This window comes from Stenotrophomonas sp. YJH_SMC_65 (assembly GCF_059369475.1).
Window position 1 is genome coordinate 409,630 of the sequence record NZ_JCAFSR010000005.1, and the last position, 20,660, is coordinate 430,289.

Sequence of the window (20,660 nt, forward strand, 5' to 3'; positions counted from 1 at the left end):
GGTTTACTTCGCTGCGGTCGAGGCGTTGGGCGCGGTGGCGCTTGCCTGCCAGCCACCGCCCAGCACCAGGAACAGATGGATCTGGTCGCGCGAGACCTGCGCTTCGGCGGCCGCCAGGGTGGCATCGCTGGTGGCCAGGCTGCGGTCGGCATCCAGGCTGGACAGGTACGGCGTGCGGCCACCCTGGTACAGCCGGCGGTTCTGCTCGGCGGCCAATGCGGCCTGTTCCTGCGCAGTGCGCAGCGACTGCAGCCGGCGCAGGTCCTGCGCGTAGCGGTCCAGCGCGGTCTGGGTCTCGCGCAGCGCCTGCAGCACGGTGTGGTCGAACTCGGCCAGGGCCGCATCGGCGCCCGCTTCGGCAGCGTGGATGCGTGCGTGCGTGCCGGACGACGGCAGCGTCCACGAGATCAGCGGGCCGATCGACCACTGCTGGGTCATCGGCGTGCCGAAATCCTCCAGCAGGCCGGCGGCACCGAGCGAGGCCCCCAGGCGGATGTCCGGATACAGCTCAGCGGTGGCGACGCCAATCCGCGCGGTGGCCGAAGCCAGCTTGCGTTCGGCCTGGCGCACGTCCGGGCGGCGCCGCAGCAGTGCACGGCCATCACCGACCGGCAGCGGCTGCGCCAGGCCGGGGGCGTGTGCACAGTCGATCACGCCGGCCGGCAGCTGGCCCGGGGTCTGCCCGAGCAGGGCGGCCAGCGAATAGGCGGCCGCCGAACGCTGCGCGCGCAGCGGCGGCAGCGCGGCTTCCAGCAGCGCGACCTGGGCATTGGCGCGGGCCAGTTCCGGCGGCGTGCCACGGCCAGCCGCGATCAGGCGCTCGGTGACCGTACGGCTGCGTTGCTGCAGCTGCAGCGAATGTTCGGCCACGTGCAGCTCGTGGTTGGCGTGGCAGATTTCCAGATAGCTGTCGGCCACCTGCGCGACCACGCTGACCTGGGCCAGGTCGCGCGCGGCAGCAACGGACTGCTCGTCGGCACGCGCTGCCTCGGCGCCGCGCTTGAGCTTGCCGAACAGGTCGAACTGGTAGCTGACCGCGAACTTGCCATCGGCCAGGTTGATCACCGGCAGCTCGTGCTCCTGCAGGAACGATTCGGCCGACAGCTGCGCGCGGCTGACCCCGGCCTCGGCCTCGTACTCGAAGCCACCGGCGTCCAGCGCCTGCTCGTACACCGCCGCGGCACGGCGCAGATGTGCATCGGCGGCCTTCAGCTCGACGTTGTCACGCAGCGCCTGCGTGATCAGGCCGTCCAGCACCGGGTCGTTGTACAGCGACCACCAGCGGTCGGGCAGCGCCTGGTTGGCGGCCACCTGCGGGTTCTGCGTATCGATGAAGGCCGCATTGGCCTGCGGGCGCTTGAAGGCCGAGCCTTCCGGCAGGGCGTAATCCGGGCCGACGGTCTTGCAGGCCGCCAGGCTGGCCAGCGCAACGATCAGGCCGAGACGGGGCAGGGCGGCGTTCACAGGCCCGCCTGTGTCGGCGCAGTGCCGGCCTTGTCGTTGTGCGGATGGCGGCCGGTGTCCACGGTCACCGTGGCGGTACGGCCGGCGATCAGTTCCACGCCCTTGGGTACTTCGTCGATGGCGATGCGCACCGGAATGCGTTGTGCCAGCCGCACCCAGTCGAAGGCCGGGGTCACGTTCGGCAGCAGGGTGCTGCCGTTGCTGCGGTAGCGGTCTTCGATGCCGGCGGCGATGCTCTCCACATGGCCACGCAGCGGGGCCGACTCGCCCATCAGGCGGATGTCCACGCGCTGCCCCGGGGCCACGCCGCGCAGGCGGGTTTCCTCGAAGTAGCCATCGATGCGGAACGAGCCGGTATCCAGCAGCGCCAGCACCGGCTTGCCGGCTACCACGTAGTCGCCCACGCGCAGGGTGCGGTCGTTGACCCGGCCATCGGCCGGTGCGCGCACTTCGGTGCGGCCCAGGTTGAGCTCGGCCAGGTCGACCGCCGCCTGTGCGGTGGCCAGCGCAGCCTGTGCGGCCTGCAGCTTGGCGCGGCGCACTTCGGCGTCCTCGGCGGCGACCAGGTCCTGCAGGCTGCGGTCACGGCCGATCTCGCGGCGCAGCTGCGCCACCGATGCCTGGCGCTCGGCCAGGTTGGCGCGGGCCTGCTCCAGCGCGATGCGGTAGCGGGCGCGGTCGACCACGAACAGCAGGTCACCCTTCTTCACCGCCTGGTTGTCGGCCACCTGCACCGTTTCCACCAGCCCGGACACGTCCGGCGCCACCTGCACCACGTCGGCGCCGACATGGGCATCGCGGGTCCACGGCTCATCCATGTAATAGACCCACAGCTGGCGCAGCACCAGCAGGGCGATGATCACGGCTGCGGTGGTGAGCAGCACCGGCAGGGTCTTCTTCACGATCTTGTTCACGATTGCATCCAACGCAGGAGGTGGAACAGCAGGCCAAGCACGATCCCGTACAGGGCCAGGTTGAACAGCGCCGGGTGCCATACGTGGCGATAGGCGCCGGCACGCTGCAGCAGCGCGTGCAGGCCGCTGTTGACCAGGTAGGCCAACAACATCAGCCCGAGCAGGGTCGGGACGAACACTCCGTGGAGACTGAATTCACCGGGCATCGGTAGGGGCGGGGGCGAGGTGGGGGAGGGGAGGAACAACGAAACAACAGCAACGGGTAAAAGCCGCTGGCGTGTGCACGGCAGCGGCGGTATTCGGGGGCAGCGGTCTTACGTGATGCGGTCGGCGGCCTCGGCCAGCAGGCGCCATGCCTTCAGCACGGCGTGCAGTTCATCCATGGAAAGCTCGCCGAACACGTCCTGGCGCAGGCCGATCAACTGGTCTTCCAGCTCGCTGACCAGCGCATGGCCCGCGTCGGTCAGCCACAGCAGGTTGGCGCGGCGGTCGCTGGCGTCGCTCTCGCGGCGGACCAGGTCGCTGGCGCACAGCTTGTCCAGCAGGCGCACCAGGGAAGGACCCTCCATGCCCAGCTGCTGGGCCAGCGCCACCTGGCGGATGCCACCGCCGGAGCGGCCGATCATCAGCAGGGGCATGGTGCAGGCGGTGGAGATGCCGTAGCTGCCGAGCCGGCTGTCGGCCAGGCGCTGCCACTGCCGCCCTGCGTACAGCAGGCCGGAGCTGAGCTGCATCTGCAGCACGGTGCGCTCGTCGAGGGGTCGGTCCATAAGAGATAGATAGGATACTACTAATTTCATTCCTATCAATAGGTCTTTCTGAATGGGGGTGTAGTGGGGAAAGCGTTGCGCCTGCCTGGTGTCGGGTGGGGCAGCGGGGCCGGACGGTGCAGGACACGCCGTGAACCCCCCTCCGGGGTCCGGCCCAGCCGCTGGCGGCTGGGCGTTCGGGCGCTTGCGAGGCATGCCTCGCAAGCAAAGCGCCCTCACCCTTGGGGGCTCGGCCGCGGCATCCATGCCGCGGACGGTCCTGCCCCGCCCGGCCCCCGCTGCCTTCCCATCACCCCGCGAGCGCGGTGGGTTGGCTCTTAGAAGCAAGAGCAGAAGCAGTGCGGACCAACGGTCCGCACCCACCAAAGCAGAAGACACCACAGCAGCGGCAGCAGAAGACACCACAGCAGCGGCGCGCTGCTTCCGAAGTCATGAACCCCCGCTTTTGCCCCCGCTTTCGGGCGGTCCGGCCGCGCCTGCGGGAAATTGTCGGAGAGGGGGAGGGGCAGGCCGGGCAGGACCGTCCACGGCATGGATGCCGTGGCCGAGCCTACAGGGACGTACTTGCGGCGTGTCCTGCCCGGCCTGCCCCTTCCCCCTCTCGCTCAGCAGCAACGAGGCGCCGGAAGAACCCCCCGATGAACCGTCCCAACAGGACGACGCACCCCCCGGTCGGGTACGATGCTCGCCCCCCGTTCGGGACGCTGTACGCAATGAGCAAGAACAACGAAAAGGCCGCCCGGCAGGGCGACGTGACCCAGGACCAGGCCGAGGATGCCGTGCGCACCCTGCTGCGCTGGGCCGGTGAGGACCCGTCCCGCGAAGGCCTGCTGGATACCCCCCGCCGTGTCGCCGAAGCCTATGGCGACTGGTTCAGCGGTTACCGCGACGACCCGCGCGCCTACATGGAGCGGACCTTCGAGGAAGTGGCCGGCTACGACGAACTGATCGTTCTGCGTGACATCGAGTACGAAAGCCACTGCGAGCACCACATGGCGCCCATCATCGGCCGCGTCCACGTCGGCTACCTGCCGGCCGGCAAGGTGGTGGGCATCAGCAAGCTGGCCCGCGTTGTCGAAGCCTACGCCCGCCGTTTCCAGGTGCAGGAGAAGATGACCGCGCAGATCGCCCAGTGCATCCAGGATGTGCTGCAGCCGATCGGCGTCGGTGTGGTCGTCGAAGGTGCCCACGAATGCATGACCACCCGCGGCATCCACAAGCGCGGCGTCAGCATGGTCACCTCGAAGATGCTGGGCAGCTTCCGCGACGACGCGCGTACCCGCGCCGAGTTCCTGCGCTTCATCGAAGTGGGCGGCAAGCGCTGAGCCGCTTGACCGCACTGCGCCGGCCTCTGCGGGCCGGCATGCCCACGGCTGCCCGCGCGGCCGCCGCGGGCGGCTGCTCGTCCCCGCCAGCCCTCATGACTCCTTTCGCTGCATGAAGCACCGCGAACGCATCTCCCGTTACCGCCATCTGCGCGAACAGCCCCAGTGGAAGCTGCTTGCCGCCGACCACGCCCCGGAAATCATCGGCCTGCTGCAGGGGCTGCTGATGGACGGCGAGCGCACGCTGCCGTCGTCGGTGCTCAACGAGCGCCTGCAGCGTGCGCTGGACCAGCTCAACGGCGACGAACTGTCGCGTGAGCTGCCGCGTACCGCGCAGGCCTACATCGCGCACTGGCTGGCCCAGGGCTGGCTGGAACGCCGTCTGCCCGAAGGCGCCGACCAGGAGCAGTACGAGCTGTCGACTGCGGCACTGCAGGCCATCCGCTTCGCCGATGGTCTTGAGCAGGCGCGCGTGGCCGCCACCGAAAGCCGCCTGGCGCTGGTCATCGAACAGCTCTCGCAGTTGGCCGCGCAGACCGAATCGGATCCGGACGCACGCCTGTCGGCACTGCGCGACGAGCGCGACCGCATCGACGCCGAGATCGCCCGCGTCGGCGCCGGCCGCGTGGTCGCGCTGGATGGCAAGCGCGCGCTGGAGCGTGCGCGCCAGATCATCGGCCTGGCCGACGAGCTGACCGAGGATTTCCGTCGCGTGCGCGACGATTTCGAGCAGCTCAACCGCGACTTCCGCGAACGCATCATCGACGACGAGGGCGAGCGCGGCGATGTGCTGTCGCAGCTGTTCGAAGGCGTGGATGTGATCGGCGAGAGCGATGCCGGTCGCAGCTTCCAGGCCTTCTGGCGCCTGCTCAACGACGCCGAACAGAGCGCCCAGCTCGATGCCGCGCTGGAAGCGGTGCTGGCGCGTGGCTTCGCCCGCCGCCTGGACCGCAATGAACGCAACTTCCTGCGTGGCTTCACCAGCACCATGCTCGAGCGCGGTGGCCAGGTGCACGACGTGCTGCAGAATTTCGCGCGCAGCCTGCGTGGCTTCGTGCAGAGCCGTGGCTATCTGGAACAGCGCCGCCTCAACCAGCTGCTGAAGCAGGCGCAGTCCGAAGCGCTGGCCCTGCGCGACGAATTCCCCGCACAACGCGGCATCGGCCGCGACCTGCAGCTGACCACCAGCCGCCTGCGCTCGTGGTCGCAGTGGAAGCTGCACGATCCGCGCAGCGCCCAGGTCGATGGCAACGTCGAGTACAACGACGCCGCAGCCATCAGCCTGGAGAGCGTCGGTGACCTGGTCGCTTCGTCTGAAATCGACTTCCGCACCCTGCGCCGCGACCTGCACGACCTGCTCGATGCACAGCCGCGGCTCAGCATCGCCCAGGCACTGTCGCAGCGCGAAGCACCGCAGGGGCTCGGCAGCGTCATCGGCTACCTGTCGCTGGGCACGCGCTTCGGCAACGTGATCGCTGGTGAGCAGGAGCTTGCCGAATGGCGTGGTGGCGACGGCCAGGTCCGTCGCGCCCGCATCCCGCTGGTTTGGTTCACCCAGGAGAGACGCCATGAGCTGGCATGAAGATCCCATCGACGCACCGCAGGCCGACGTGGCGGAAGACGCCTACGAAGCCGAACCGGTGGCGGCCGTGGCGCAGCCCCGCCGTGGCAATGACGTGTATTACCTCGGCGACACCGGGCGCCTGCCGCTGGATGCACGCCGCGCGCTGTGCCAGCTGCTGATCGGCCCCAGCATCGACCAGCTGCGCCACGCCAAGCTGTGGCCGGCACTGATCCGCAGCGAGGCGGCCATCCGCTCCTCGCTGGCGGACCTGTTCCTGGAACTGGTGCTCGACCGTGACAGCGGCGTGGCCTTCACCCGCCAGGCCGATACCGAAGACGTGGATGCGCCGGTGCTGCTGCGCACCTCGCCGCTGACCTTCATCGATTCGGTGCTGCTGCTGTACCTGCGCCAGCAGCTGGCCGAGGCCGATGCGCGCGGCAACCGCGCGGTGGTCGCCGACGCCGAGATGGCCGAAGCGCTGGCCATCTACGAGAAGAACCTGTCCACCGACCGCGCCGGCTTCAACCGCCGTGTCGCCTCGGCGGTGCAGAAGATGAAGGACAACCACATCCTGACCCGCCTCAGCGGCCAGGAAGACCGCCACGAAGTCTCGCCGGCGCTGAAGCTGCTGTTCTCCGCCGAAGACGTATCCCAGCTTTCGGCGGTCTACCGCCAGCTGCGTGAAACCCCGGCCGCCGAGGCCTGAGAGACCCGACCATCGCATGGCTATCTCCAAGCACACTCCCGCCCTGTTCAACGAAGGCCTGCCGGACCCGCGCCTGCAGCAGTTCCGCATGCGTCGCCTGCAGGTACACAACTGGGGCACGTTCAACGGACTGACCGAAGTACCGATCGCCGAGCGTGGCTTCCTGTTCGTCGGCCGTTCCGGCTCGGGCAAGTCGACCCTGCTCGATGCCATGTCCGCGCTGCTGACGCCGCCGGCCATCGTCGATTTCAACGCCGCCGCGCGTGAAGCCGAGCGCAGTGGCCGCGACCGCAACCTGGTGTCCTACGTGCGTGGCGCGTGGGCCGACCAGCAGGACAGCGGCACTGGCGAAATCGCCACCCAGTACCTTCGCAAGGGCGCGACCTGGACTGCGCTGGTGCTGGAGTACCGCGCCGGCGATGGCCGCGTGGTCAGCCTCGTGCGCCTGCTGTGGATCTCCGGTAACGGAACCTCGGCCGGTGACGTGCGCAAGCACTACATGATCGCCGAGCGTCCGTTCGACATCGCCAAGGATCTTGGCGGCTTCGACCTGGACCTGCGCAAGCTCAAGCAGAAGCTGTCCGACCTGCACCACTTCGACACCTTCTCCGGCTACGCCGAGCGCTTCCGCGACCTGCTCGGCATCGACAACGAGATGGCGCTGCGCCTGCTGCACAAGACGCAGTCGGCGAAGAACCTGGGCGACCTCAACGTCTTCCTGCGCGACTTCATGCTCGACACGCCGAAGACATTCGACGCCGCCGAGCGCCTGGTCAGCGACTTCGCCGAACTCGATGGCGCGCACCAGGCCGTGGTCACCGCCCGCCGCCAGGTGGAGACCCTGCTGCCGGCACGCGCCTACTACAACGACCTGAAGGAAATGCACCGCCGGCGCGGCGACGACGAAGCCCTCAAGCTTGGCGTCGACAGCTTCCGTGAAAGCCGCCGCCAGGCGCTGATCGAGGCGCGCCTGCGCGAGATGGACGTGCGTGACCGTGGCCTGCTCGGGGAAGAAGCCCAGCGCCGTGCCGCACTGGACAACCACACCGAGCGCCTGGCCGAACTGGAACTGCAGCGTCGCCAGCAGGGCGGTGAGCGCATCGAGGAACTGGAACGCGAGCAGGGCCGCGCCGAAGCCGAGCGTGACCGCCGCCAAGCCAAGCGCGAGCAGGCAAGCCTGGCCGCGCAGCAGCTGGGGGCTGAACTTCCGGACGACGCACACGGCTTCGCCGAGCTGGTCGAGCGTGCGCAGAACGAACTGCAGGACCGCCAGCGTGCCTCCTCGGCGCTGGACGATGCGATCAGCGATCGCCTGGGTGGCAAGCGCGATGACGAGCGCCGTTTCGGCGAAGTCCGTGCGGAACTCGAAGCGATGCAGCGCACGCCCTCCAACATCCCGGCGCCGATGCAGAAGCTGCGCGCGCGCCTGGCCGAGGAAACCGGCATTGCCGAGGCGGCGCTGCCGTTCGTCGGCGAGCTGATCCAGGTCCGCTCGGAAGAGCAGGGCTGGCAGGGTGCCATCGAGCGTGTGCTGGGTGGCTTCGCGCTGTCGCTGCTGGTCGATGACAAGCACTACAACGACGTCGCCGAGTGGGTGAATCGCACTCACCTGGGCATGCGCTTCACCTACTACCGTGTGCGCCGCAACGATGATGCGTTCGCGCGCGAGCCGTCGGCGAAGTCGCTGCTGCACAAGCTGGAGCTGCGCGAGCACGTGTTCGAAAGCTGGCTGCGCCGTGAGCTCGGCAAGCGCTTCGACTACGAGTGCGTGGATGCCAAGCAGCTGCGCAACGTCGACCGCGGCATCACCCGAGAAGGCCAGGTCAAGCATCCCGGCGACCGCTTCGAGAAGGACGACCGCAGTGCGGTGGGCGACCGCCGTCGCTGGATCCTCGGCTTCAACAACCACGACAAGGTGGGCGCCTTCGAGCGCGAAGCCCAGGAACTGGCCAAGCGCATCGCCAGCTGCGAGACCGACATCGCGCGCCTGCGTGGGCAGCGTGACCGCGACAACGAACGTCGCCTGGCCTGCCACGAGCTGGTCAGCATCAGCTGGAACGAGATCGACATCGCCGCCCCGCAGCAGCGCCTGACCGATATCGAGGCCACCCTGCGCGACCTGCGCGAAGGCAATGCCGACCTGGCCAAGCTGGCCAAGCAGATCGACGCCGTGCGCGCCGACATCGAGCAGGCCCGCCGCACCTATGAAGACGTCCGCGTCGAGCGCGGGCAGCTGGTCAAGGAACGCGATCGCCTCGACCGCGCTCGCCAGCAGAGCCGTGCGCTGGTGCTGCCGAGCCTTGCCCAGGAGCAGGAAGCCGGGCTCGCCGAGCGCCTGCAGGAGCAGGGCCCGCTCAGCCTGGAAACGCTGGAGGCGCACATGCGCCAGGTCAGCAACGCGCTGAACGAGCAGCTGTCGACCTCGCAGCAGGACCTCAACCGCATCGAGAACCAGCTGATCGGTTGCTTCCGTCGCTTCATCCAGCAGTGGCCGGAGGAATCGGGCGACTTCACCGTATCGGTGGCCTCGGCCGAGGATTTCCTTGCCCGCCTCGAGCGCCTGGAGCGCGACGGCCTGCCGCAGCACGAAGAGCGCTTCTTCGATCTGCTGCAGAACCAGAGCAAGAACAACCTGCTGGCCCTGCAGCGCCACAGCGCCGAGGCCCGCAAGTCGATCGGCCAGCGCCTGGACGAAGTGAACGCCAGCCTGGAGCAGGTGCCGTTCAACCGTGGCACGCTGCTGACCATCGAACTGAGCGACCGCCGCCTGCCGGAAGTCGGCGAGTTCCACCTGCAGCTGCGCGAGGTGCTGGCGCAGCAGCAGACCGAGCAGCGCGAGCTGGCCGAATCGCAGTTCACCGTGCTGCGCCAGCTGGTCAACCGCCTGGGTTCGCAGGAAGGCGAGGACAAGCGCTGGCGCGAGCTGGTGCTGGACGTACGCATGCACGTGGAGTTCATCGGCGTCGAGCTGGATGCGGAAACGCGCCAGCAGGTCGAGATCTACCGTAGTGGCGCGGGCAAGTCCGGTGGCCAGCGCCAGAAACTGGCCACCACCTGCCTGGCTGCGGCACTGCGCTACCAGCTCGGCGGCGCCGACAGCCAGCTGCCCAGCTACGCCGCCGTCGTGCTCGACGAAGCCTTCGACAAGGCCGACAACGAGTTCACCGCGCTGGCGATGAACATCTTCGACAACTTCGGTTTCCAGATGGTGGTCGCCACTCCGCTGAAGTCGGTGATGACGCTGGAGCCGTTCATCGGTGGCGCCTGCTTCGTCGAGATCAGCGGCCGCCACGACTCCGGCGTGCTGCTGATCGAGTACGACGAAGAAGGCAAGCGCCTGAAGCTGCCCGAGCGCAGCCGCCAGCAGGCCAACGAACCGGAAGAAGCCGAAGCCTGACCCGGTCGATTGAATGGGGATGCCGGCCAGCGGCCGGCATTACCCATGGGCAGCGTTCCTGACCCGATCGGATGGGGATGCCGGCCAGCGGCCGGCACTACCCATGGGCAGCGTTCATGACCCGGTAGTGCCGGCCGCTGGCCGGCAACCGCATTCACGCACCGCGGAAGGTATCCCACGCCATCCGCGCGATCAGTACCACCACCAGCCCCACGAACAACTTGCGGATGAACGGCGTGCCGCCCTTCAACGCCAGGCGCGTGCCCACCACCGAGCCGATGATGTTGGCCGCCGCCATCGGCAGCGCGAACAGCCACAGGATGTTGCCGGTCGGTACGAAGAACGAGATTGCCGCCACATTGGTCGCCAGGTTCACCACCTTCGACGCCGCTGACGCACGCAGGAAATCCAGGCCGAAGAAGCGCACGAACAGGAAGATCAGGAAGCTGCCGGTGCCCGGCCCGAAGAAGCCGTCGTAGAAGCCGATCGCCGCACCGATCGCCAGCGCGATCGCCAGTTCGCGGCGGCCGATCTCCTGCGGCCGGTGCAACGCGCCGAAGTCCTTCTTCCACAACGTGTAGGCCAGCATCGCGATCAGCAGCACCAGCACCAGTGGGCGCACCGCATCCTTGGGCAGCAGGCTCACCGCGGTGGCCCCGGCGAAGGAGAAGATGAAGGCGGTACCGGCCGCGAACAGTACCGGCTTCCAAGGGAAGCGCACGTTGCGCGCATAGCGCCAGGCGGCCGCACCGGTACCGAACATCGAACTGAACTTGTTGGTACCGAACAGCATCGCCGGCGTCTGCTGCGGCAGCACCGTGAACAGGCCGGGCAGCTGCACCAGGCCACCGCCACCGACGGCGGCATCCACAAGGCCGGCGATGAAGGCGATCACCACCAGCCACCACAACTCAGGGGGAACCAGTTCCAGCACGGCGATCAATCAAGGAGGGGGCGCGACAGCATACGCCTGTCCTGCTCCGGGCGACTGCCGCCCCGCGTGGATCAATCCCGGCAACCCGGCGACAATGCCGGCATGAGCCGAAAACCCGCCGATCCCTGCCCCTGTGGCCTTCCCGCCGACTATGCCGCCTGCTGTGGCCGTTTCCATGCCGGTGAAGCCGCGCCTGATGCAGAGCACCTGATGCGTTCGCGCTACAGCGCCTATGTGCGTGGCCTGGCTGACTACCTGCGCCAGTCCTGGCATCCGGACACGCGTCCGGCCGAGCTGTCGCTGGACGATGCCCCCGGCCAGCGCACCCATTGGCTGGGCCTGACCGTGCACGAGCACACTGTCACTGGTGCTGACAGCGCCGAAGTCCGCTTCACCGCGCGCTACCGCATCGGCGGCGGCAGCGCGGTGAGGATGACCGAGCACAGCCGCTTCCAACGCCTCGACGGCCGCTGGTACTACCTCGACGCGGTCTGAGCACTACGCGCTGTGCGCTGCCAGAACGCGCTGGCCGCCGTGCGCGCGCACCTGGTTGCGGCCCCCGTCCTTGGCCACATACAGGGCCTGGTCGGCGGCCTTGACCACGGCCATCGGCCGCGGATCCACGCAGCTGTCGGCCAGCCCGATGCTCACCGTCACCTGCACCACCTGGCCGCTGCCACCGCGTCCGCGCCGCTGGCGGCCGGCTTCGTCGTCACGGCTGCGGGTGCTGCGGTCGCGAAGCTGCATGCGGGTGTCCTCGATGCTCTGCCGCAATGCTTCCACGGCATCGACACAGGCTGCCGCCGGCCGGTCCAGGAACACCACCGCGAACTCCTCGCCGCCATAGCGGAACGCACGGCCACCGTCGCCCACCCGCGCCAGCCGCGACGCCACCAGGCGCAGCACATCGTCGCCGGTGTCGTGACCATGGGTGTCGTTGAATGACTTGAAGTGGTCAACGTCCACCATCGCGATGCTGTAGGTACCGCGTGCCCGCTGCAGGGTCTCGTTGAACGCCCGTCGCCCCGGCAGGCCGGTCAGCTCATCGCGGAAGGCCATGTGGAAGGATTCCTGCAGCATCGCGCCCAGCATCAGCAGCAGGGCGGCACTGCTCAGCGCCGGCAGCAGCACCGGCTGCAGGAAGATCCGCGGCAGCATCCACCACAGGCACAGCAGGGCCAGCAGCATTGCCGTGTGCAGTGGCCGCGGATGCCGCCACGCCTGCCAGCCCAATGCTGCGGTCGCCAGCAGGAACAGCAGCGCCGGCAACTGCGCCAACGCGTTCCAGTTGGCGGGAATCCAGGCCCAGTGACGGTTCGACAGCAGATCGTGCATCCCCTGCGGCTGCTGTGCCGCCAGCAGCAGGAAGATCACCAGCGCCGCGCCGCACACTACGCTGCGCAGCAGCAGGTCCTGGCGTCGGCGTCCGCGTTCCGGCCATAGTGCCAGTCCGGCGAACAGCAGCGGCACCCACGCCGAGATCGCGTGGAAGCGCAGCGGGGTCAAGGCGTCGACATGGCCGCTGCGCAGGTAGCCACCGACGTCCCGGTGCAGCAGGGCGAATACCACCGCCACCACCAGCAGCAGGCACAACGTGCGCATCTGGTGGTAGAGCAGGGCCAGGCCTGCACCGAGACAGGCCAGCAGCCAGGGCAGGATGCGCTGCGCCGGGCTGGCGACATCCTCGGTGCCCAGCGCCATCCACAGCACCAGGACGACCAGCACGGCGGGCAGCACGAACAGGTAATGCGCAGGCTGGCGGAGCGGATGCAGGGGCACGCGGTAAGTCCAGTGCGGTGACGATGCGGCCGCAACATTGCCGTTAGCGGCGTCCCCACGCGCTTCTTGAATGCGCGTGCCCGCTGTCATGTGAACGTGGTGATGTGGTGCCATGACGTTGCGCTCACCGTCCTGCGCCGATGCTTCCGGCATGGACAGCGTACCCACCGCCGTCGCTGCCCCGCAGCGCGATCTCGCCCGCCGCTTTGCACAGGTGCGGGCGCGCAGCCTGCAGCTGGCCGCGCCGCTCAGTGCCGAGGACGCCATGCTGCAGAGCATGGCCGACGCCAGTCCCAGCAAGTGGCACCTGGCCCATACCACCTGGTTTTTCGAACGCTTCGTGCTGGCCGGTTTCGCCACCACGCCCGCGCATGACCCGGCCTGGGACTATCTGTTCAACAGCTATTACAAGAGCATCGGCCCGGCGCATGCGCGGCCGCAGCGCGGGCTGCTGTCGCGGCCCTCGCTGCAGCAGGTGCGCGACTACCGGCAACAGATCGACATGCAGGTGCAGTCACGGCTGGCAGCCGGTGACCTCGACGCGCAGGCGCTGCACCACCTGCAGTTGGGTCTGCAGCACGAACAACAGCACCAGGAACTGCTGTTGACCGACATCAAGCATGCGTTCTGGTGCAATCCACTGCAGCCACCGTATCGCGAGGACCTGCGGCCCGTCGCCAGCACCGCCACGGCGCAGGGCTGGATCGAATCGCCCGAACGCATCGTCACCGTCGGTGCCGCGGCATGGCCCCGGCACGCCGCCTTTGCCTACGACAACGAATCGCCGCAGCACCGCGTGCTGCTGCCCGCGCATGCCCTGGCCGAGCGTCCCGTCAGCAATGCCGAGTACCGCAGCTTCATCGAGGCAGGGGGGTACCGCGAACCGCGCTGGTGGCTCAGCGAAGGCTGGGCGCTGCGAGAAGCCGAAGGCTGGCAGCACCCCCTGTACTGGGATGATGCCCTGCAGCGCGAGTACACCCTGGGTGGTTGGCGCGAGCTGGATCCGCATGCGCCGGTCTGCCACCTCAGTTACTACGAGGCCGATGCCTGCGCCCGCTGGGCCGGTGCGCGCCTGCCCAGCGAGTTCGAGTGGGAAGCGGCCGCCGCGTCGCAGCCCCTGCGCGGTCATTTCGCCGATGACGATCACCTGCACCCGCAGGCAGCCGGGGGCAGTGGGCTGCGGCAGCTGTTCGGTGATGTCTGGGAATGGACCGCCAGCGCCTATGGTGCCTACCCGGGCTTCCGCTCTTTTGACGGCAACCTCGGCGAATACAACGGCAAGTTCATGTGCGGGCAATGGGTGCTGCGCGGCGGCAGCTGTGCCACGCCCCGTGGCCATGTGCGCGCCAGCTACCGCAATTTCTTCATGCCGCCGGCGCGCTGGCAGTTCTCCGGACTGCGCCTGGCCAGGGACCTCATATGAGCACGGTGCATGACGCGCTGCAGGCGCTGACCGACCTGACCCCCAGCCGCCAGCAGATCCTGGCCGATGCGCTGGCCGGTCTGTCATGCGCATCGCGGCAGCTGCCTTCCAAGTACTTCTACGATGCCCGCGGCTCGCGTCTGTTTGAACAGATCACCCAGACCCGCGAGTACTACCCCACGCGCACCGAGCTGGCACTGCTGGCGCGGGTGCTGCCCGATATCGCGCGCGTGGTCGGCCCGCGCCTGCATGTGGTGGAGCTGGGCAGCGGCAGTGGCCGCAAGACCGCGTTGCTGCTGGCCGCGCTGCAGGATCCGGTGGCCTATACGCCGATCGAGATCTCGCGGGCCGCACTGCTGTCCAGCATCGACCACCTGGCGCCGGCGCTGCCCGAGGTCGAGATGCTGCCGGTCTGCGCGGACTTCACCCGCGCCGTCGCCGTGCCCATGCCCGAACGCGAACCCGCGCGACGGCTGCTGTTCTTCCCCGGTTCCACATTGGGCAATTTCGCCGAAGCAGAGGCCGTCGCCCTGCTGCGGGCGATGCGTCAGACGATGGGCCGCGACGGCCTGGCCCTGATCGGCATCGACCTGCACAAGGACACGGCGCTGATCGAAGCGGCCTACAACGATGCGCAGGGCGTCACTGCGGCATTCACCCTCAATCTGCTGGCCCGCCTCAACCGCGAGATCGCAAGCGATTTCGATCTCGATGGATTCCGCCACCGCGCCCGTTACAGCACCGCGCGGCTGCGCATCGAAACCGACCTGGTCAGCCAGTGGCCGCAGGACGTCCACCTCGGTGGCCGCACCTTCCACTTTGCTGCCGGTGAACCCATCCGCGTCGAGTACAGCCACAAGTACACCGATGACAGCTTCGAGGCGCTGTTGCAGCAGGCGGGCCTGCAGGTCGCACAGCGTTGGGATGCCGAAAGTCCCGCCTATGGCCTGCGCCTGCTGCGCGTTGCCTAGGGGGGACGGCCAGCCGGTGCCCCTTCAGGTTCGGCCGCACTGCTGCCCCTAAGATGGCCTTGCAACGGCAACACGGAGGACGCCATGCCCATTCTGACCACGCTCGGCCTTGCAGCCGCCCTCGCGTCGACCCCGACGCTGCCTGCGGCTCCCGCCGCCAGCAACGATCCGGCGTTCAGCCGCTGCCTGGCGGGCCTGCAGGCCACCGCCGCAACCCAGGGCATCGGCGCCGACCGTTTCAACGAGATCACCACCGGGCTCACGCCGGACCCGAGCGTGCTCGGACTGCTGGACGCACAGCCGGAATTCACCACGCCGATCTGGGATTACCTGGCCGCGCTGGTCGACCGCCAGCGCGTCGATGATGGCCGCACCCTGCTGCAGCAACATCGCGATCTGCTCGATCGCGTCTCCGCGCAGTATGGCGTCGACCCGGCCACCATCGTCGCGGTCTGGGGGGTGGAGAGCGACTATGGCCGCGTCTTCGGCAAGCGCCCGCTGCTGCAGTCGCTGGCCACGCTGTCCTGCGCCGGCCGCCGCCAGGCCTTCTTCCGTGGCGAACTGCTGGCGCTGCTCAAGCTGATCGACCGCGGCGACCTGCAGGCCCAGGGGCTCACCGGTTCCTGGGCCGGCGCCTTCGGGCATACGCAGTTCATGCCCAGCACCTACGCACGTATCGCGGTCGATGGTGACGGCGATGGCCGCCGCGATCTGGTCGGCAGCATTCCCGACGCGCTGGCGTCCACCGCCAACTACCTCAAGCGTGCGGGTTGGCGCAGTGGCGAACCGTGGGGCATGGAGGTCCGTGTTCCCCCCGGCTTCAATGCCAGCCAGGCGGGCCGCACCCAACGTCGAGCCCTCGCCGATTGGCGCGTGCAGGGCGTGACCGCGCTGGATGGCAGCGCGCTGGGGCCGCCCAATCTGCCGGCCGACGCGCGCGCCGCCCTGCTGCTGCCGGCCGGCATCAAGGGCCCGGCGCTGCTGGTGTTCCGCAACTACGATGCGATCTACAGCTACAACGCCGCCGAAAGCTATGCACTGGCCATCGCCACGCTGGCCGACCAGCTGCGTGGCGGCACCGGCCTGGCCACCGCCTGGCCGACCGATGATCCCGGCATCGGCCGCGATGAACGCCGCCAGCTGCAGACCCTGCTGCTGGCCCGCGGCCACGACATCGGCAGCGCGGACGGCATGATCGGCACCGCCACGCGCCGCGCGATCCAGGCCGAGCAGCAGCGCCTGGGCTGGGCCAATGCGGATGGGCGCGCCGGCCAGCGCATCCTGCGCGCGTTGCAGCAGGAGGCAGCCGCAGGGACGCCTGCCACCCGCTAGACCTTGCCGATCACAGGCTGGCCGCGACATCATCGCCGCGGTCTTCAAGGAGCGTCATAGCATGCAGTCGAACCCGGACATCAGCACCGGCCTGTACCACGGGCTCGAGGCCTGGCAGATACGCACGCCCAGCGCCACCGCGGTCATCAGCGTGTTCGGCGGACAGCTGCTGTCGTTCATCCCAGAGGGGCAGCCGGACCTGCTGTGGCTGTCGCCGAAACGGGCCGGGCTGCCCACGCCGATCCGGGGTGGCGTTCCAGTGTGCTGGCCGTGGTTCGGTCGCCAGGGCCAGGATGATGACGTGCCGGCACACGGCCTGGTACGCACCGCGCGCTGGGAGCTGCTGCAGGCCCGCCAGGACGATGACGGTGAACTGGAGCTGCAGCTGGCGCCCCTGTCGATTGCCGAGTGTGGCCTGCGCCTGCAGATGCAGCTGCGCATCGGTCGCCAGCTGCGCCAGCAGTTGACCACCGAGAACACCGGCCCGTCCCCGGTGGCTTTCACCCAGGCCCTGCACAGCTACTTCCGGGTAGGCGATGCCCGTCGTGTCGAGGTTGATGGCCTCGATGGCCTGCACTATCTGGACAAGTACGAGGATTACACGCAGCTGCGCCGGCAGCAGGGGCCCTGGTCGCTGCGTGACCCGCGCGATCCGGGGCGCAGCGACCGCATCTATACCGGTGCCGGTGGCCACTACGTGCTTCGCGATCCCGTCCTGCAGCGGCGGATCGAGATCCGCAGCGAAGGCAGCCAGACCCTGGTGGCGTGGAATCCGGGCGCGGAGGCGGCGGCGAAGATGGCCGATGTCGGCGACGGTTGGCACGATTACGTGTGCCTGGAAGTAGCCAATGCCGGGCCGGAGCAGATTGCCCTTGCACCCGGCGCGCGCCACCAGTTGGTGCAGGTACTGGCCAGTGAACCGCTGCAGGCCGTGGCGGGGTGTTCGGAGTAACCATGGGATCGACAGGAATGGATGGCATGCAGGACGCACAGTGGTGGTACGCCAACAGCAAGCAGAGCGAAGGGCCGGTGGACCTGGCCGGGCTGCGCCGTCTGCAGCAGGACGGCACGGTAACCGCCCGTACGCTGATGTGGCGGGAAGGAATGGCATCGTGGCGGCCGCTGGCCGAGCTGGATCCTTCGGTGGCGCCGATGGATCCGACCCCGCCGTCGATTGAACCGGCGCAGGCCGTCAGCGCCAGCGGCGCATCGACCGCTGATCCGTCCGACCCCTATCGTGCGCCGGCAGCTTCGCCGGTGGCCGCGACCGCGCCGCAGCTGGAAGGCGACATCGCCTTGTACGCCGCCGTGGTCGGCGGCAACTTCCCGATCTATCGACAGCGCTGGCGGCTCGACCAGGGCATTGCCGACGGCAACGGCACCTGGCACTGGCCGGCGTTCCTGATCGGCGTGATCTGGATGGTGTACCGCAGGATGTACCGGCTGGCAGCGATCTGGGCCGGCGTGCTGGTGTTCTTCAGCATCGCCGAGGCGTTGCTGGGCGTTCCGGAAGGCGTGTCGACGGTCATCACCCTCGTCATCAACATCACCGCCGCGGTGTATGCCAACCGCTGGTACCTGGCGCATTGCCAGCGTGAGATCGCCCGCGCGCGCGCGTTGGTGGGAGATGACGCGGCGCGCCTGCGCAGCGAGCTGGCCAGACGGGGTGACACCAATGCACTGGCGGCGGCGGTGGTGGCCATCGCCGTCGTTGCGGTGATGCTGGTGGGGCAGGCGCTGGCAGGCTGAGGCCGGGAAGGCTTCAGATCCAGCGGTGGCTGCCGCTACCGCGGGATCGTCCTGGGCAAGGAATCGCCGACATGAATCATCTGGATACTCCGCCGGTTTCCCCGGCGGATGACAATCCCTATCTTGCGCCCGCCACAGAGGTGGACGACGCGCCCGCTCCGTCCGACGCGGACTACCTGAACCTCCTCGTCGGCCCCAACGCGGCGCTCTATCGCCAGCGCTGGCACCTGGGCAGCCCGGTGCCGAAGCCGCCGCGACCGTGGCACTGGCCCGCCTTCCTGGTGCCGACGTACTGGCTGCTGCACCGGAAGATGTACCTGGCAGCCATCCTCTTCGAGCTGGTCCTGATCGGCATCGCGCTGCTGGCGGCCCGCGCCAACCCGCTGCTCACGGTGGCGTTGCTGGCGGTGCCTCGGTTCGCCATCGCGGTGACCGCCAATACCCTGTACCTGCGCTACTGCACGCGACTGCTGGGCAAAGTGAAGGCTGCCCACGCCGGGCAGCACAACCGCATCCGTGCCGAACTGCAGCGTCGTGGCGGCACCAGCGTGTGGGCGGTGGTGATCGGCATGGCGGCCAACGCGGTGATCAATACCGTCGCCCGCATGGCGGCCTGATCATGCCGGCCTGATAGGGTTGCTCAGGCCGTTGTCCGTGCCCGCAACACCAGCAGGCACAGCGCACCGGCCAGCAGTCCCCAGAACGCCGAGCCGATCCCGGCCAGGGAAACTCCGGAGGCGGTAACAAGGAAGGTGACCAGCGCCGCCTCGCGGTCGCGCTCCACCGCCAATGCACTGGCCAGGCTGTTGCCGATGGTGCCGAACAGCGCGATACCGGCCACGCAGGCCACCAGCTCCCTGGGGAAGGCCGCGAACAGTGCGGCCACCGTGGCGCCGAACAGCCCGATGACAATGTAGAAGGCGCCGGCCGCCATCGCTGCGGTGTAGCGGCGTGCCGGATCCTCGTGCGCATCGCGGCCCATGCAGATGGCGGCGGTGATCGCCGCCAGGTTCAGTGCATACGCACCGAACGGCGCCAGCAGCGTATTGATTACACCGATCCAGCCGATCAACGGCGACACCGGGGCGTCGTAGCCGGACGCGCGCATCACCGCCACACCGGGAATGTTCTGCGAGGCCATGGTGACCACGAACAGGGGCAGGGCAATGCCGGCCACGGCGGTCCACGACAGCGAGGGCGTCACCCACTGCGGGATCGCCAGTTGCAGATGCACCTGCTGGGCGTGCAGCAGGCCACGGCTCGCGGCGACGGCGATGCCGACCAGCAATGTGGCGATCACCGCATAGCGCGGGAACAGCCGGCGCCCGGCCAGCCAGGTGGCGAACATTGCCAGCGCGAGCACCAGCTGGGTGTTCATGGCGACGAACACATCCAGCCCGAAGCGCAGCAGCACACCGGCCAGCATGCCGGCGGCCAGCGCCATCGGTACCCGTTGCATCAGTCGCGCGAAGACCCCCGAGAAACCCGCAAGCAGGCCCAGCACGGCGGCCAGCAGGAATGCGCCCGTGGCCTCGGAGAGCGAAGCACCGCCGGCACCCACCACCAGCATCGCTGCACCCGGGGTCGACCACGCTGTCACCACCGGCACCCGATAGCGCAGCGACAGGCCAATGCAGGTCACGCCCATGCCCAGCCCCAGCGCCCACATCCAGGAGGCGATCTGCGCCTGGTCGGCACCGACGGCCTGTGCCGCCTGGAACACGATCACGGCCGAGCTGGCGAAGCCCACCAGTACCGTAATGAAGCCAGCGACGATTGCCGGCATCGAAAGATCGCGCCACCACGCGCGCCGCACCTGCATGCTCATTGCCCTGTCTCCACTGTGCATCCCTGCATTGATAAGGGTTTCGGCGTTGACCGCGCAACGCGCGGGCAACGCCGCAGTGATCTTCGAGCGTACGTCATGCGTGATGGCGCGGTGCTTCTGTCATCACGCTGCAAAAAAGCCTTGACGAAATCCGCAGGATCTCTAGAATTCGCTCCCTTGCTGCAGCGCATCGCTTCCCCGGAAACGACACGCGAACAGCGACGCCACCACCGGCGAACGAGTTGATCGAACGAAGGTGTTGACGGACTCGAAAAGTCCGGCATAATAGGCGGCTCGCAACGACGAAAGGCCCTCGGGCCCAACGACGAAGCAGCATCGGCAACAACGTCCACTCCGGTGAGGCGGCCTTGAAAAAAGGTGTTGACGAAGCGGAAAAGCCGGCTATAATGGGCGGCTCGCTACGAAGGAAACTTCGCAGCACACGGGAACGGCGCTGAGGCCACTTCCCCGGATCTTTGAAAGTATGCGCAGGTATCTTGTGAA

General features: G+C 68.4%; 18 protein-coding genes. 11 read left to right on the forward strand and 7 right to left on the reverse strand.

Features of this window, described 5'->3' with window-relative positions:
• Positions 1-3: 3 nt before the first annotated feature.
• The 4 genes from AC5P7A_RS12265 to AC5P7A_RS12280 all read right to left on the reverse strand — a co-directional run bounded on the left by AC5P7A_RS12265 (position 4) and on the right by AC5P7A_RS12280 (position 3,148).
• A complete protein-coding gene (locus tag AC5P7A_RS12265) occupies positions 4-1,464 on the reverse strand; it encodes an efflux transporter outer membrane subunit (protein ID WP_049442556.1) in 1,461 nt (486 codons plus the stop codon).
• Positions 1,461-2,378, reverse strand: a complete 918-nt coding sequence (locus AC5P7A_RS12270) for an efflux RND transporter periplasmic adaptor subunit (RefSeq protein WP_014648927.1) — start codon at positions 2,376-2,378, stop codon at positions 1,461-1,463. The genes AC5P7A_RS12265 and AC5P7A_RS12270 overlap by 4 nt, the downstream gene beginning before the upstream one ends.
• Positions 2,375-2,584 carry a DUF1656 domain-containing protein gene (locus AC5P7A_RS12275; protein ID WP_010487502.1) on the reverse strand — a complete coding sequence of 70 codons (210 nt, stop codon included), beginning with the start codon at positions 2,582-2,584 and terminating at the stop codon, positions 2,375-2,377. The genes AC5P7A_RS12270 and AC5P7A_RS12275 overlap by 4 nt, the downstream gene beginning before the upstream one ends.
• A gap of 108 nt (positions 2,585-2,692) precedes the next feature.
• The gene (locus AC5P7A_RS12280; protein WP_012481667.1) at positions 2,693-3,148 is read right to left on the reverse strand and encodes a MarR family winged helix-turn-helix transcriptional regulator; all 456 of its coding nucleotides are present in this window, start codon (positions 3,146-3,148) and stop codon (positions 2,693-2,695) included.
• A 713-nt stretch (positions 3,149-3,861) separates the two neighbouring features.
• On the opposite strand from AC5P7A_RS12280, the gene folE reads away from it, so the two are divergent.
• From folE to AC5P7A_RS12300, 4 genes are all read left to right on the forward strand, one after another.
• Complete coding sequence (gene folE / locus AC5P7A_RS12285) at positions 3,862-4,473, forward strand: GTP cyclohydrolase I FolE (RefSeq protein WP_134809454.1); 612 nt, start codon at positions 3,862-3,864, stop codon at positions 4,471-4,473.
• Between the two features lie 112 nt (positions 4,474-4,585).
• Positions 4,586-6,055 (forward strand): DUF3375 domain-containing protein, encoded by a 1,470-nt coding sequence (locus AC5P7A_RS12290; protein WP_032960145.1) that lies wholly within the window; start codon positions 4,586-4,588, stop codon positions 6,053-6,055.
• Entirely contained in the window at positions 6,042-6,743 is a 702-nt protein-coding gene (locus tag AC5P7A_RS12295; RefSeq protein ID WP_005421303.1) for a DUF4194 domain-containing protein, read from the forward strand. The genes AC5P7A_RS12290 and AC5P7A_RS12295 overlap by 14 nt, the downstream gene beginning before the upstream one ends.
• A 16-nt stretch (positions 6,744-6,759) precedes the next feature.
• Complete coding sequence (locus AC5P7A_RS12300) at positions 6,760-10,140, forward strand: ATP-binding protein (protein ID WP_032960149.1); 3,381 nt, start codon at positions 6,760-6,762, stop codon at positions 10,138-10,140.
• Between the two features lie 154 nt (positions 10,141-10,294).
• Here AC5P7A_RS12300 and AC5P7A_RS12305 read toward each other — a convergent pair whose 3' ends face one another.
• Positions 10,295-11,074: a sulfite exporter TauE/SafE family protein gene (locus AC5P7A_RS12305; RefSeq protein WP_032960169.1), complete on the reverse strand. Its 780-nt coding sequence runs from the start codon at positions 11,072-11,074 to the stop codon at positions 10,295-10,297.
• Between the two features lie 102 nt (positions 11,075-11,176).
• Here AC5P7A_RS12305 and AC5P7A_RS12310 point away from each other — a divergent pair, with 102 nt between their 5' ends.
• A complete protein-coding gene (locus AC5P7A_RS12310; RefSeq protein ID WP_142235477.1) occupies positions 11,177-11,569 on the forward strand; it encodes a YchJ family protein in 393 nt (130 codons plus the stop codon).
• A 3-nt stretch (positions 11,570-11,572) separates the two neighbouring features.
• Here the strand turns inward: AC5P7A_RS12310 and AC5P7A_RS12315 are convergent, their stop codons facing one another.
• The gene (locus AC5P7A_RS12315; RefSeq protein WP_495220171.1) at positions 11,573-12,853 is read right to left on the reverse strand and encodes a GGDEF domain-containing protein; all 1,281 of its coding nucleotides are present in this window, start codon (positions 12,851-12,853) and stop codon (positions 11,573-11,575) included.
• A 151-nt stretch (positions 12,854-13,004) separates the two neighbouring features.
• On the opposite strand from AC5P7A_RS12315, the gene egtB reads away from it, so the two are divergent.
• The 6 genes from egtB to AC5P7A_RS12345 all read left to right on the forward strand — a co-directional run bounded on the left by egtB (position 13,005) and on the right by AC5P7A_RS12345 (position 18,945).
• A complete protein-coding gene (egtB, locus tag AC5P7A_RS12320) occupies positions 13,005-14,276 on the forward strand; it encodes an ergothioneine biosynthesis protein EgtB (protein ID WP_495220174.1) in 1,272 nt (423 codons plus the stop codon).
• Positions 14,273-15,247, forward strand: a complete 975-nt coding sequence (gene egtD / locus AC5P7A_RS12325) for an L-histidine N(alpha)-methyltransferase (RefSeq protein ID WP_495220172.1) — start codon at positions 14,273-14,275, stop codon at positions 15,245-15,247. The genes egtB and egtD overlap by 4 nt, the downstream gene beginning before the upstream one ends.
• Before the next feature lie 84 nt (positions 15,248-15,331).
• A complete protein-coding gene (locus tag AC5P7A_RS12330) occupies positions 15,332-16,579 on the forward strand; it encodes a lytic murein transglycosylase (RefSeq protein WP_014648917.1) in 1,248 nt (415 codons plus the stop codon).
• A gap of 61 nt (positions 16,580-16,640) precedes the next feature.
• The gene (locus tag AC5P7A_RS12335; RefSeq protein WP_049442562.1) at positions 16,641-17,531 is read left to right on the forward strand and encodes an aldose epimerase family protein; all 891 of its coding nucleotides are present in this window, start codon (positions 16,641-16,643) and stop codon (positions 17,529-17,531) included.
• 26 nt (positions 17,532-17,557) lie between these two features.
• Complete coding sequence (locus tag AC5P7A_RS12340; protein WP_227864055.1) at positions 17,558-18,328, forward strand: GYF domain-containing protein; 771 nt, start codon at positions 17,558-17,560, stop codon at positions 18,326-18,328.
• A gap of 71 nt (positions 18,329-18,399) precedes the next feature.
• Positions 18,400-18,945: a DUF2628 domain-containing protein gene (locus AC5P7A_RS12345; protein ID WP_014648914.1), complete on the forward strand. Its 546-nt coding sequence runs from the start codon at positions 18,400-18,402 to the stop codon at positions 18,943-18,945.
• Positions 18,946-18,968: 23 nt separating this feature from the next.
• On the opposite strand, the gene AC5P7A_RS12350 is transcribed toward AC5P7A_RS12345, so the two are convergent.
• Positions 18,969-20,156, reverse strand: a complete 1,188-nt coding sequence (locus AC5P7A_RS12350) for a benzoate/H(+) symporter BenE family transporter (protein ID WP_197606874.1) — start codon at positions 20,154-20,156, stop codon at positions 18,969-18,971.
• Between the last annotated feature and the right edge of the window lie 504 nt (positions 20,157-20,660).

Coding starts and splice junctions, on each gene's coding strand:
- AC5P7A_RS12275 (WP_010487502.1), bottom strand. CDS start 2,584: ATGCCCGGTGAATTCAGTCTCCACGGAGTGTTCGTCCCGACCCTGCTC.
- AC5P7A_RS12280 (WP_012481667.1), bottom strand. CDS start 3,148: ATGGACCGACCCCTCGACGAGCGCACCGTGCTGCAGATGCAGCTCAGC.
- folE (WP_134809454.1), top strand. CDS start 3,862: ATGAGCAAGAACAACGAAAAGGCCGCCCGGCAGGGCGACGTGACCCAG.
- AC5P7A_RS12290 (WP_032960145.1), top strand. CDS start 4,586: ATGAAGCACCGCGAACGCATCTCCCGTTACCGCCATCTGCGCGAACAG.
- AC5P7A_RS12295 (WP_005421303.1), top strand. CDS start 6,042: ATGAGCTGGCATGAAGATCCCATCGACGCACCGCAGGCCGACGTGGCG.
- AC5P7A_RS12300 (WP_032960149.1), top strand. CDS start 6,760: ATGGCTATCTCCAAGCACACTCCCGCCCTGTTCAACGAAGGCCTGCCG.
- AC5P7A_RS12310 (WP_142235477.1), top strand. CDS start 11,177: ATGAGCCGAAAACCCGCCGATCCCTGCCCCTGTGGCCTTCCCGCCGAC.
- egtB (WP_495220174.1), top strand. CDS start 13,005: ATGGACAGCGTACCCACCGCCGTCGCTGCCCCGCAGCGCGATCTCGCC.
- egtD (WP_495220172.1), top strand. CDS start 14,273: ATGAGCACGGTGCATGACGCGCTGCAGGCGCTGACCGACCTGACCCCC.
- AC5P7A_RS12330 (WP_014648917.1), top strand. CDS start 15,332: ATGCCCATTCTGACCACGCTCGGCCTTGCAGCCGCCCTCGCGTCGACC.
- AC5P7A_RS12335 (WP_049442562.1), top strand. CDS start 16,641: ATGCAGTCGAACCCGGACATCAGCACCGGCCTGTACCACGGGCTCGAG.
- AC5P7A_RS12340 (WP_227864055.1), top strand. CDS start 17,558: ATGCAGGACGCACAGTGGTGGTACGCCAACAGCAAGCAGAGCGAAGGG.
- AC5P7A_RS12345 (WP_014648914.1), top strand. CDS start 18,400: ATGAATCATCTGGATACTCCGCCGGTTTCCCCGGCGGATGACAATCCC.
- AC5P7A_RS12350 (WP_197606874.1), bottom strand. CDS start 20,156: ATGAGCATGCAGGTGCGGCGCGCGTGGTGGCGCGATCTTTCGATGCCG.